General features: G+C 52.8%; 8 protein-coding genes, 1 tRNA gene and 3 rRNA genes. 2 read left to right on the forward strand and 10 right to left on the reverse strand.

All coding sequences use genetic code 11. The annotated features are described in order from the left end of the window. Nucleotides 1–298: 298 nt before the first annotated feature. From dsbA to CPA59_RS22415, 3 genes are read right to left on the reverse strand one after another with little or no spacing between them, the layout of a single operon-like run. A complete protein-coding gene (gene dsbA / locus CPA59_RS22405) occupies nucleotides 299–922 on the reverse strand; it encodes a thiol:disulfide interchange protein DsbA (protein WP_038664140.1) in 624 nt (207 codons plus the stop codon). A 22-nt stretch (nucleotides 923–944) separates the two neighbouring features. Continuing rightward, the gene (locus CPA59_RS22410) at nucleotides 945–1931 is read right to left on the reverse strand and encodes a serine/threonine protein kinase (RefSeq protein ID WP_049854804.1); all 987 of its coding nucleotides are present in this window, start codon (nucleotides 1929–1931) and stop codon (nucleotides 945–947) included. A 41-nt stretch (nucleotides 1932–1972) separates the two neighbouring features. Beyond that, nucleotides 1973–2242, reverse strand: a complete 270-nt coding sequence (locus CPA59_RS22415) for a YihD family protein (RefSeq protein ID WP_016942702.1) — start codon at nucleotides 2240–2242, stop codon at nucleotides 1973–1975. Between the two features lie 110 nt (nucleotides 2243–2352). Between CPA59_RS22415 and mobA the strand changes: the two genes are divergently transcribed. Together mobA and mobB are read left to right on the forward strand one after the other, a co-directional pair. Continuing rightward, a complete protein-coding gene (gene mobA, locus CPA59_RS22420) occupies nucleotides 2353–2928 on the forward strand; it encodes a molybdenum cofactor guanylyltransferase MobA (protein ID WP_038664134.1) in 576 nt (191 codons plus the stop codon). Next, nucleotides 2921–3448: a molybdopterin-guanine dinucleotide biosynthesis protein MobB gene (gene mobB, locus CPA59_RS22425; protein ID WP_038917338.1), complete on the forward strand. Its 528-nt coding sequence runs from the start codon at nucleotides 2921–2923 to the stop codon at nucleotides 3446–3448. Before mobA ends, mobB begins: the two co-directional genes overlap by 8 nt. 180 nt (nucleotides 3449–3628) lie before the next feature. Here mobB and rrf read toward each other — a convergent pair. The 7 genes from rrf to rbsB form a co-directional block, all read right to left on the reverse strand. Further along, nucleotides 3629–3744 (reverse strand): 5S ribosomal RNA (rrf, locus tag CPA59_RS22430). A 120-nt stretch (nucleotides 3745–3864) separates the two neighbouring features. Next, nucleotides 3865–6770: ribosomal RNA gene (locus tag CPA59_RS22435) — 23S ribosomal RNA — on the reverse strand. A gap of 193 nt (nucleotides 6771–6963) precedes the next feature. Further along, nucleotides 6964–7039 (reverse strand) — tRNA-Glu (locus tag CPA59_RS22440). A gap of 86 nt (nucleotides 7040–7125) precedes the next feature. Further along, nucleotides 7126–8667: ribosomal RNA gene (locus CPA59_RS22445) — 16S ribosomal RNA — on the reverse strand. The 16S, 23S and 5S rRNA genes sit together here with 1 tRNA gene alongside, the layout of an rRNA operon. A gap of 437 nt (nucleotides 8668–9104) precedes the next feature. Next, complete coding sequence (rbsR, locus tag CPA59_RS22455; protein WP_195826148.1) at nucleotides 9105–10109, reverse strand: ribose operon transcriptional repressor RbsR; 1005 nt, start codon at nucleotides 10107–10109, stop codon at nucleotides 9105–9107. Nucleotides 10110–10112: 3 nt separating this feature from the next. Next, nucleotides 10113–11039, reverse strand: coding sequence for a ribokinase (gene rbsK, locus CPA59_RS22460; RefSeq protein ID WP_049855435.1), 927 nt, complete (start codon nucleotides 11037–11039; stop codon nucleotides 10113–10115). An 82-nt stretch (nucleotides 11040–11121) separates the two neighbouring features. Beyond that, nucleotides 11122–12012, reverse strand: a complete 891-nt coding sequence (gene rbsB / locus CPA59_RS22465; RefSeq protein WP_107760728.1) for a ribose ABC transporter substrate-binding protein RbsB — start codon at nucleotides 12010–12012, stop codon at nucleotides 11122–11124. Nucleotides 12013–12036 lie beyond the last annotated feature (24 nt).

The following is a 12036-nucleotide window of genomic DNA, read 5'->3' on the forward strand; positions in this document are numbered from 1 at the left end:
ACGCTTTTTGCACAATGCCTCGCAAAAAACCTGTGGATAACTTTGTGCATAGAAATTGAAAGATAATTAACAGAGATACCGATAGAAGTGGAATGTATATGTAATTCATTGTTAATCATTGCGTTAGAAGAAAAACATTGACATTGCAGTTATATCAAGGCGTTGTTATTGATGTGGATATATATGAAATCAAAATGTTTGCCGGTAAGCAGAATTGTCCAGACATTACCATTAGCGCCGCAACAAAAACAAACGCCACACGCGGTAAGGCGTGTGGCGCATAGAAAAAGCAGAAAGCTTATTTCTGAGAGAGCAGGAATTTCACTACATCAGCATATTGTTTGACGTAGTTGTCCATAGAGCTGGTATCAAGCCCATCGCTTTTTATCATGTACTTGCCGTTCACGAACACGGCCGGAACACCCCGCAGCTGCAGATCGGCAGCAGCTTTCTCCTGCTGCGCAACCAGCGACTTCACCACAAAGCTATTCAGGGCGCTGTCATAATCTTCAGCTTTTACGCCCGCAGCCACAAAGACCTGACGAATGTCTTGCGGTTGTTTCACGGTCTGGGTCTTCTGAACAGCATCAAACATCAACGGGCTGACTTTATCTTCCACACCCAGAGCGATCGCCACCGCCCAGGCCTGGGTCAGATCTTTGCCCAACGGCCCCAGGAAATCGACATGATATTTGGTTAACTTGGCATCGGCCGGCAGCGCTTTCTGAATGGCGTCAGGAATGTGGTAAACCTGAGCGAACTGGTAACAATGCGGGCAATAGAATGAAAAGAATTCCAGCACCTGAGGGGATTGAGGAACCGGTTTATCCAGCGTGGCATACTGTTTGCCATCGGAAAAATCAGCTGCTGACGCACTGAACGCCAACACCATGCCAGCCAGCGCAAGCCATATTTTCTTCATATCAACGTTATCTCCATAAGTGTCAGTACATCGGTGTCAGCTGCAGCGGTGGTTCCTGCAACAGCCTTACCTGTTCAGTAAAAATAGTGGCCTGCTTTGCCCAGAAATCAGCTTCCTGCATCCATGGAAAACTACGAGGAAAAGCAGGGTCATGCCAACGGCGGGCTACCCAGGCCAGATAGTGAACCATACGCATGGCGCGTAGCGGTTCAATCAATGCCAGTTCCGCTTCATCAAAAGAGGCGAACTCACTGTAGGCATCCAGCAAAATATCCAGCTGGATGCGCTGCTCCTGACGATCTCCATGCAACAGCATCCAGAGATCCTGCACTGCTGGGCCATTACGCGCATCGTCCAGATCGACAAACAATGGGCCGTCACGCCAGAGAATATTACCGGGGTGACAGTCGCCGTGCAGGCGCCTGGCTTGCCAGTTCGTATTCCAGCGCAGTTTCACTTCATCAATCAGCCGGGCTGTCGCCGTTAGAAACGACGCTTTTTGCACGTCAGAAATCAGGGGACTGTCAGTTAACGTGACCAGCGGGTCATCAAGGTATTCCTGCAACCCGACAGTAGGGCGAGTTGAAAACAGATTTCGGCTACCGGTCTGATGAATTCTACCCAAATAACGCCCAACCTCTTCCAGTTGGTCGTCATTGTCCATTTCATACTGACGCCCGCCAACGCTTGGAAACACGGCAAACCAGAAACCATCATGCTCATGCAACGTGTTGCCCTGTAAGGCCAGCGGCGCCACCACCGGCACTTCATCAGCGAACAACTCGGCCGCAAAATGATGCTCTTCGCTAATCTGAGCAGCATTCCAGCGCTGTGGTCGATAAAACTTCACCACATAACGTTTACGGTCTTCATCACTAAACTGATAAACCCGATTTTCATAACTATTAAGCGCTGTCAGGCCGGAATCGACACGGATATCCACAGACCAGAGTGCATCCATGATGACATCCGGCGACAGAGTATGAAAATTGAATACGGAATCATGCATGACGGGCACAGCTCCATCGCATCGGGCTATGAGTGAAGCCGCTAATCCTTGATAACGCCACGGGCACGCAGTAATGCGGTTTTGAAATCTTCTTCATAATCTTTCTGCAAGCCAGGAATCGGCTGTGCGCTATCTGCGTCACGCAATTTTAAATGATAAATAAGGATATCATCAGTCAAATCACTAAGCGCCCCCTCGAACCCGGCTTCCTGTGCAAGTTTTTGTAAAAATTGCACCAAATTCAAATCCGGCTCTTTTTGCCAGGCCGGATGCAGCAGCTCAATCAATTCATTTACACGATGGCATTTCATTATCACTACCTCAAATATTAATGACTGTTTATCTAGTATGGGGAAAGGGCTTGGCCTTGCGCCATACTTTTCCGACAATAACGCATCAAATCATTATGGATGCCAATACGATGATAACAGGTGTGATTCTGGCTGGCGGCCAGTCATCCCGCATGGGAGGAAACGATAAGGGGTTAATTGAACTGGAGGGCAAGCCGCTCTATCAGCACGTTCTTGAGCGTCTGAAGCCGCAGGTCGATACCCTGCTTATCAACGCCAATCGTCATCAGGAGCGTTATCAGCAAAGCGGTTATCCGGTGATCGGTGATATTAACCGTAACTTTTCTGGTCCGCTGGCTGGTATTTTCACCGGGTTAAGCATCGCCAAAACAGACTGGGTCGTGTTTGTTCCCTGCGATGTTCCCGCGTTGCCTCTTGACCTGGTTTCCCGGTTGCTGCGGTTCAGTAATCATCACCTTGCCGCTTATGCCACGGATGGGTCTCGCGAGCATCCGACATTATTGGCGATCCACACTTCGCAGGTCGATAAACTGAAGGCTTATCTGAGTAACGGCGATCGAAAATTGATGCTTTTTCTGCAGCAGATAGAGGCAGAAGCCGTCTCTTTTGCGGATCAACCGTTATCATTTCGTAATCTCAATACGCCAGAGGATCTGGCTCGCTGGCAGGAGCCGCTCCATGACTGATATACCGCTTCTGGCTATTGCTGCTCACAGTGGTACAGGCAAAACCACCTTACTAAAGCAGCTCATTCCATTGCTGAATGCGATGAAGATTCGGGTGGGTATCATCAAACACACGCACCACGATATGGACGTCGATAAACCGGGTAAGGACAGCTATGAACTGCGCAAGGCCGGTGCTGACCAGACGCTGGTTGCCAGCAATACTCGCTGGGCATTGATGACTGAAACACCGGAGCAGCAGGAACCCAATCTGCACTTCCTGGCCAGCAGAATGGACAGCTCAAAGCTGGATTTGATTCTGGTAGAAGGCTTCAAACACGAACCGATCGATAAGATCCTGCTTTACCGTCACGAATCTGGGCGTGATATCGCCACGCTGATCGATGCCGACACGCTGGCCGTGGCCAGTGATTCCGCATTAACGCTTGCCCTGCCGTGTCTGGATCTCAACCAGCCGGTACAGATCGCCGCGTTTATCCGTGACTGGCTGCGAAGGCGAATCGGGACAACCGGAGACTGAGTACGTGTTGAGGAAGTATTTTATCCGCCGGCAGGCACAAAAAGGGACAGGGTACACCGAGGAAGCATCGCGTAACGCCGGGAGACCGGGCCGCCGGTCATCTCCGCCCTGGCACTCGGTTCTGCCACCGCACCCCCCAAAGCAAAAAACCCCCGGCATAACCGGGGTTCCTTATGTGATGCCTGGCAGTTCCCTACTCTCGCATGGGGAGACCCCACACTACCATCGGCGCTACGGCGTTTCACTTCTGAGTTCGGCATGGGGTCAGGTGGGACCACCGCGCTCTCGCCGCCAGGCAAATTCTTTTCATTCCAACCGTCATGCCCACGCTACCGCGCCGCACAACCATCAGAATCCATCCGTCGAACAAGCCAAATTCTTTCTCGTCTCTCTCACCAAAACACCTTCGGTGTTGTAAGGTTAAGCCTCCCGGGTCATTAGTACTGGTTAGCTCAACGTATCGCTACGCTTACACACCCAGCCTATCAACGTCCTCGTCTCGAACGTCCCTTCAGGGGAATCAAGTTCCCAGGGAAGACTCATCTCGGGGCAAGTTTCCCGCTTAGATGCTTTCAGCGGTTATCTCTTCCGCACTTAGCTACCGGGCAATGCAATTGGCATCACAACCCGAACACCAGTGGTGCGTTCACTCCGGTCCTCTCGTACTAGGAGCAACCCCCCTCAATCTTCCAGCGCCCACGGCAGATAGGGACCGAACTGTCTCACGACGTTCTAAACCCAGCTCGCGTACCACTTTAAATGGCGAACAGCCATACCCTTGGGACCTACTTCAGCCCCAGGATGTGATGAGCCGACATCGAGGTGCCAAACACCGCCGTCGATATGAACTCTTGGGCGGTATCAGCCTGTTATCCCCGGAGTACCTTTTATCCGTTGAGCGATGGCCCTTCCATTCAGAACCACCGGATCACTAAGACCTGCTTTCGCACCTGCTCGAGCCGTCACTCTCGCAGTCAAGCTAGCTTATGCCTTTGCACTAACCTCCTGATGTCCGACCAGGATTAGCTAACCTTCGTGCTCCTCCGTTACTCTTTGGGAGGAGACCGCCCCAGTCAAACTACCCACCAGACACTGTCCGCAACCCGGTTCACGGGTCCACGTTAGAACATCAAACATTAAAGGGTGGTATTTCAAGGTTGGCTCCATGCAGACTGGCGTCCACACTTCAAAGCCTCCCACCTATCCTACACATCAAGGCTCAAGGTTCAGTGTCAAGCTATAGTAAAGGTTCACGGGGTCTTTCCGTCTTGCCGCGGGTACACTGCATCTTCACAGCGAGTTCAATTTCACTGAGTCTCGGGTGGAGACAGCCTGGCCATCATTACGCCATTCGTGCAGGTCGGAACTTACCCGACAAGGAATTTCGCTACCTTAGGACCGTTATAGTTACGGCCGCCGTTTACCGGGGCTTCGATCAAGAGCTTCTCCTTACGGATAACCCCATCAATTAACCTTCCGGCACCGGGCAGGCGTCACACCGTATACGTCCACTTTCGTGTTTGCACAGTGCTGTGTTTTTATTAAACAGTTGCAGCCAGCTGGTATCTGCGACTGGGCTCAGCTCCATCCGCAAGGGACTTCACCATGCCCAGCGTGCCTTCTCCCGAAGTTACGGCACCATTTTGCCTAGTTCCTTCACCCGAGTTCTCTCAAGCGCCTGAGTATTCTCTACCTGACCACCTGTGTCGGTTTGGGGTACGATTCAATGTTACCTGATGCTTAGAGGCTTTTCCTGGAAGCAGGGCATCTGTCACTTCAGTACCGTAGTACCTCGTCATCACGCCTCAGTGTTACGGCAGACCGGATTTGCCTGGTCCACCCACCTGCACGCTTAAACCGGGACAACCGTCGCCCGGATGACATAGCCTTCTCCGTCCCCCCTTCGCAGTAACACCAAGTACAGGAATATTAACCTGTTTCCCATCGACTACGCTTTTCAGCCTCGCCTTAGGGGTCGACTCACCCTGCCCCGATTAACGTTGGACAGGAACCCTTGGTCTTCCGGCGTGCGGGTTTTTCACCCGCATTATCGTTACTTATGTCAGCATTCGCACTTCTGATACCTCCAGCAGACCTCACAGTCCACCTTCAACGGCTTACAGAACGCTCCCCTACCCAACAACGCCTAAGCGTCGCTGCCGCAGCTTCGGTGCATGGTTTTAGCCCCGTTACATCTTCCGCGCAGGCCGACTCGACCAGTGAGCTATTACGCTTTCTTTAAATGATGGCTGCTTCTAAGCCAACATCCTGGCTGTCTGGGCCTTCCCACATCGTTTCCCACTTAACCATGACTTTGGGACCTTAGCTGGCGGTCTGGGTTGTTTCCCTCTTCACGACGGACGTTAGCACCCGCCGTGTGTCTCCCGTGATAACATTCTCCGGTATTCGCAGTTTGCATCGGGTTGGTAAGCCGGGATGGCCCCCTAGCCGAAACAGTGCTCTACCCCCGGAGATGAATTCACGAGGCGCTACCTAAATAGCTTTCGGGGAGAACCAGCTATCTCCCGGTTTGATTGGCCTTTCACCCCCAGCCACAAGTCATCCGCTAATTTTTCAACATTAGTCGGTTCGGTCCTCCAGTTAGTGTTACCCAACCTTCAACCTGCCCATGGCTAGATCACCGGGTTTCGGGTCTATACCCTGCAACTTAACGCCCAGTTAAGACTCGGTTTCCCTGCGGCTCCCCTATACGGTTAACCTTGCTACAGAATATAAGTCGCTGACCCATTATACAAAAGGTACGCAGTCACACCCAAAAGGTGCTCCCACTGCTTGTACGTACACGGTTTCAGGTTCTATTTCACTCCCCTCGCCGGGGTTCTTTTCGCCTTTCCCTCACGGTACTGGTTCACTATCGGTCAGTCAGGAGTATTTAGCCTTGGAGGATGGTCCCCCCATGTTCAGACAGGATACCACGTGTCCCGCCCTACTCATCGAACTCACGGCCTGTGCATCTTCGTGTACGGGACTTTCACCCTGTATCGTGCGACTTTCCAGACGCTTCCACTGACACACAAGCCGATTCAGGTTCTGGGCTGCTCCCCGTTCGCTCGCCGCTACTGGGGGAATCTCGGTTGATTTCTTTTCCTCGGGGTACTGAGATGTTTCAGTTCCCCCGGTTCGCCTCATTAACCTATGGATTCAGTTAATGATAGTGTGACGAGTCACACTGGGTTTCCCCATTCGGGTATCGTCGGGTATAACGGTTCATATCACCTTGCCGACGCTTTTCGCAGATTAGCACGCCCTTCATCGCCTCTGACTGCCTAGGCATCCACCGTGTACGCTTAGTCGCTTAACCTCACAACCCGAAAGTGTCTCGGGATGCGGGTATATTGAGAGACTCGAACAACACATGAATTCACACTCATATGCCGTCGTTTCAAATTTTCAGCTTGTTCCGGATTGTTAAAGAGCAGATAACATAAACCTGACTATCACTAATCAGTTTTAGGTTAGCGTTGACCGTGCCTTTCACCCACTGTCAGTCATATTGGCGTCCCCTAGGGGATTCGAACCCCTGTTACCGCCGTGAAAGGGCGGTGTCCTGGGCCTCTAGACGAAGGGGACATCACTTGTCAGCTTCGCAAGACGCTTTTGACTCTTTCTTATCATCAGACAATCTGTGTGGACACCACGCAGGCACTTCAGCTCGGTAAGGAGGTGATCCAACCGCAGGTTCCCCTACGGTTACCTTGTTACGACTTCACCCCAGTCATGAATCACAAAGTGGTAAGCGCCCTCCCGAAGGTTAAGCTACCTACTTCTTTTGCAACCCACTCCCATGGTGTGACGGGCGGTGTGTACAAGGCCCGGGAACGTATTCACCGTAGCATTCTGATCTACGATTACTAGCGATTCCGACTTCATGGAGTCGAGTTGCAGACTCCAATCCGGACTACGACGTACTTTATGAGGTCCGCTTGCTCTCGCGAGGTCGCTTCTCTTTGTATACGCCATTGTAGCACGTGTGTAGCCCTACTCGTAAGGGCCATGATGACTTGACGTCATCCCCACCTTCCTCCGGTTTATCACCGGCAGTCTCCCCTGAGTTCCCACCCGTAGTGCTGGCAACAGAGGATAAGGGTTGCGCTCGTTGCGGGACTTAACCCAACATTTCACAACACGAGCTGACGACAGCCATGCAGCACCTGTCTCAGCGTTCCCGAAGGCACGACCGCATCTCTGCAGTCTTCGCTGGATGTCAAGAGTAGGTAAGGTTCTTCGCGTTGCATCGAATTAAACCACATGCTCCACCGCTTGTGCGGGCCCCCGTCAATTCATTTGAGTTTTAACCTTGCGGCCGTACTCCCCAGGCGGTCGATTTAACGCGTTAGCTCCGGAAGCCACGCCTCAAGGGCACAACCTCCAAATCGACATCGTTTACAGCGTGGACTACCAGGGTATCTAATCCTGTTTGCTCCCCACGCTTTCGCACCTGAGCGTCAGTCTTCGTCCAGGGGGCCGCCTTCGCCACCGGTATTCCTCCAGATCTCTACGCATTTCACCGCTACACCTGGAATTCTACCCCCCTCTACGAGACTCTAGCCTGTCAGTTTTGAATGCAGTTCCCAGGTTAAGCCCGGGGATTTCACATCCAACTTAACAGACCGCCTGCGTGCGCTTTACGCCCAGTCATTCCGATTAACGCTTGCACCCTCCGTATTACCGCGGCTGCTGGCACGGAGTTAGCCGGTGCTTCTTCTGCGGGTAACGTCAATCGACAAGGTTATTAACCTTGTCGCCTTCCTCCCCGCTGAAAGTGCTTTACAACCCGAAGGCCTTCTTCACACACGCGGCATGGCTGCATCAGGGTTTCCCCCATTGTGCAATATTCCCCACTGCTGCCTCCCGTAGGAGTCTGGACCGTGTCTCAGTTCCAGTGTGGCTGGTCATCCTCTCAGACCAGCTAGGGATCGTCGCCTAGGTGAGCCGTTACCCCACCTACTAGCTAATCCCATCTGGGTTCATCCGATGGCGTGAGGCCCGAAGGTCCCCCACTTTGGTCTTGCGACGTTATGCGGTATTAGCTACCGTTTCCAGTAGTTATCCCCCTCCATCAGGCAGATCCCCAGACATTACTCACCCGTCCGCCGCTCGCCGGCGGGGAAGCAAGCTTCCCCCCGCTGCCGCTCGACTTGCATGTGTTAGGCCTGCCGCCAGCGTTCAATCTGAGCCATGATCAAACTCTTCAATTTAAAGTTTGATGTGTTTTCCGAAGAAAACGTGCTCAAAGAATTTACTGTTAGTTCGTATGAATTAACTGTTGTCACTCTTCAAGACTTTTCACAAATATTTTAGTGAAGCGTCCTGCGAGTGCCCACACAGATTGTCTGATTGATTGTTAAAGAGCAGTGCGACCGGCTTACAGCCTGCTGTCGCGAGGTGGCGTATACTACGCTTTCCTCATTCAGAGTCAACGACTTTTTTCTCGTTTTCTCCGCCTCACACCGCGCCGGCTTATCGCCGTTGCCGTGTCAGTGGAGGCGCATTATAGGGAGTTCTTCTGGCCTGACAAGCGATAAATGCAAAAAAATCATCAACTGGATGGTTTTCAGGCAAAACGGGCAGGAATACATCAATATGCCGCTTTTCAGCGGTATAAAACGTCAGAATTAAGGAAAACAATCAGCCACTAACTTCTTTTGCCGACCGAATCCCGAATGATCAGCTCCGGCGTCAACACCAGTACATTGTGTTCCTCATCCGGGTGTTCCAGCCGGTGAAGCAGCGTATCAATCGCCAGTTCGCCCAGTTCATCTTTAGGTTGATGAATCGTCGTCAACGGTGGAGACAGATAGCGCGCCAGTTCGATATCGTCATAACCAACAACGGCCATATCGTCCGGGATAGACAAACCAGCGTCGTGCAAAGCACGATAGACTCCCACCGCCATAGCATCATTACTGGTAAAGACGGCTTCGGGCCGCTGCGGCAATGCCAGCAATTGTTGCATGGCGCGAAAGCCGGTTTCGAATTCGAAGTCCCCAACCACCTCATAACCGGGAAGGATCGACAACCCCGCCTGATGCATCGCTTTACGATAGCCTTCCAGGCGATTATGCGCGGTGGTTTTATCCTGCGGACCAGCAATACAGGCGATGTGGCGATATCCCTGAGAAATCAGGTAATGGGTAGCCATTTCGCCGCCTTGCAGCGAGTTGTCCTTGATGACATCGCTGCTGCCTTCAAAAGGCGCCCAATCCATCATCACGACAGGAATAGAAGGATAACGGCGAATAATATCGGGTGACGGCATGTGGCTTTCAGTACACATCAGCAACAACCCATCGACCCGTTTCTGCAATAGTGTTTCCAGACTGCGGCTCAGACGATGGTGATCGCCTTCCGTATTGCACAGAATCAGGCTGTAACCCCGTTCGTAGCAACAACGTTCCACACCTCGCACCACTTCTGCGTAGAACGGGTTGCTGCTGGCAGTCAGCAGCATGCCGATGGTTCGGGTCTGATTGATTTTGAGGCTACGCGCCAGCGCTGACGGCGCATAATTCAATTGCTCAACCGCTTTCATCACCCGGTCGCGAATGATATCGCTGACATAGCGGTTATTGTTGATAACATGAGAAACCGTTGATGTGGATACCCCGGCCAGACGGGCCACGTCTTTCATCGTTGCCAAGGATCACTCCTGTGCATTCAGGAAAGCATCAATCTCTTCACGCCAGGGAACCGAAGGCTGGGCGCCATAACGAGTAACCGCGATAGCCGCCGCCGCATGAGCGAATTTAACCGCAGCGTCCATCGGGCGTGACTCCAGCAGAGCCGTCACCAGCGCGCCATTGAACGTATCGCCGGCAGCGATGGTATCGACCGCTGTTACGCGAAAACCGGGAATACGTTGCCCTTTACCCTGTTCACTTAACCAGACGCCGCGGCTCCCCAACGTAATCAGTACGGTCGCAATGCCTTTATCATGCAATACCTGTGCGGCACGTTGCGCGTCGTCTTCCGTTTCGACCGTGACGCCGGTCAGGATCTGCGCTTCGGTTTCATTCGGCGTAATCATGTCCACCAGCGACAGCAATTCATCAGGCAACGAGCAGGCCGGCGCCGGATTGAGGATCACTTTGGTGCCATTGTCATGGGCCAGACGAGCGGCGGCCGTCACCGTTTCCAGCGGTGATTCCAACTGCATCAACAGCGCGGAGGCATCAATAATTTTCTGCTGATAGCGATTCAGGTAATCAGGCGTTACCGCCGCGTTGGCTCCCGCATGAATACCGATCATGTTTTCAGCTTCGCCATTGACGAAAATCAGCGCCACCCCGGTAGTCTGGCCGGAAATCGCCTCAACGGCGGAGACATCGACTCGGTCGTTGATCAGTTGCTGGCGAATACGCTCACCGATATCGTCCGCCCCGACACAGGCAATAAATTCGATATCAGCGCCGCTGCGCCCGGCAGCCACCGCCTGGTTGGCGCCTTTGCCGCCAAATGCCACGCCATACTGTTTACCGATCACCGTTTCGCCCGGGCGGGGAAACTGCGCCAGATTCAAAATATGGTCCGCATTGATACTTCCCAAGACTACCAGCTTGCCTGATTTCATTACCATGAACCCCGATGTTGATTACGCGCCACCCGTCAGGGGTGGCGCAGTACTGCACGTGCGGTATTACGCTTTGATTCTGTTATTGTTTGGTAACCAGTTTCAGGTCAACAGGAATGATCGGCTGTACTTTTTCGCCTTTCAGAACCTTGTCGGCGGTTTCCACGCCGATGATGCCGATTTGCTCAGGACGCTGCGCCACGGTAGCCGCCAGTTTGCCGCCTTCTACGGCTTTCACGCCATCGGCGGTGCCGTCAAAACCGACGACCAGCACATCGTCACGACCTGCCGTCTGCAAAGCACGCAGGGCGCCCAGCGCCATTTCGTCGTTCTGGGCGAACACAGCTTTAACGTCCGGATGAGCGGTCAGCAGGTTCTGCATGACGTTCAGACCCTTGGTGCGATCAAAGTCAGCAGGCTGGCTCGCCAGCATGGTGAATTTGTTTTTCTCGGCAGATTTCATGAAGCCGGCGCCGCGTTCACGGGCAGCAGACGTTCCCGCCAGACCTTCCAGTTGAATCACCTTGGCGCCTTCACCCAGCTTTTTGGCGATGAAATCACCGGCGACTTTACCGCCGAAGGCGTTGTCGGAAGCCACATGGCTAACCACTTCGCCGCTGGCTGCAACACGGTCCAGCGTGATGACCGGGATTTTGGCCTGGTTAGCCAGCTTCACCGCATTACCTACCGCGTTAGAATCGGTCGGGTTGATCAGCAGCAGCTTGGCGCCGCGAACGGTCAGATCCTGCACATTGGAAAGTTCTTTGGCCGGGTTGTTCTGAGAATCCAGAATCACCAGATTGTAGCCAAGTTTGTCAGCTTCTTTCTGCGCGCCATCTTTCAGAGACACGAAGAACGGGTTATTGAGCGTGGAAACAACAAGAGCAATGGTATCCTTCGCCAGCGCATTGGCACTGACGGTGGCACTCAGCGCGACAGCGGAAACCAGAGTAGCAATCTTCTTCAAATTCATATTTCAATTCCTGTGTGAATGAAA

This window comes from Dickeya sp. Secpp 1600 (assembly GCF_003049805.1).
GTDB lineage: Bacteria > Pseudomonadota > Gammaproteobacteria > Enterobacterales > Enterobacteriaceae > Dickeya > Dickeya fangzhongdai.

Bases quoted from the DNA above. Each gene is read 5' to 3' on its own strand.
- dsbA (WP_038664140.1), bottom strand. From the start codon at position 922: ATGAAGAAAATATGGCTTGCGCTGGCTGGCATGGTGTTGGCGTTCAGT.
- CPA59_RS22410 (WP_049854804.1), bottom strand. From the start codon at position 1,931: ATGCATGATTCCGTATTCAATTTTCATACTCTGTCGCCGGATGTCATC.
- CPA59_RS22415 (WP_016942702.1), bottom strand. From the start codon at position 2,242: ATGAAATGCCATCGTGTAAATGAATTGATTGAGCTGCTGCATCCGGCC.
- mobA (WP_038664134.1), top strand. From the start codon at position 2,353: ATGATAACAGGTGTGATTCTGGCTGGCGGCCAGTCATCCCGCATGGGA.
- mobB (WP_038917338.1), top strand. From the start codon at position 2,921: ATGACTGATATACCGCTTCTGGCTATTGCTGCTCACAGTGGTACAGGC.
- rbsK (WP_049855435.1), bottom strand. From the start codon at position 11,039: ATGAAATCAGGCAAGCTGGTAGTCTTGGGAAGTATCAATGCGGACCAT.
- rbsB (WP_107760728.1), bottom strand. From the start codon at position 12,012: ATGAATTTGAAGAAGATTGCTACTCTGGTTTCCGCTGTCGCGCTGAGT.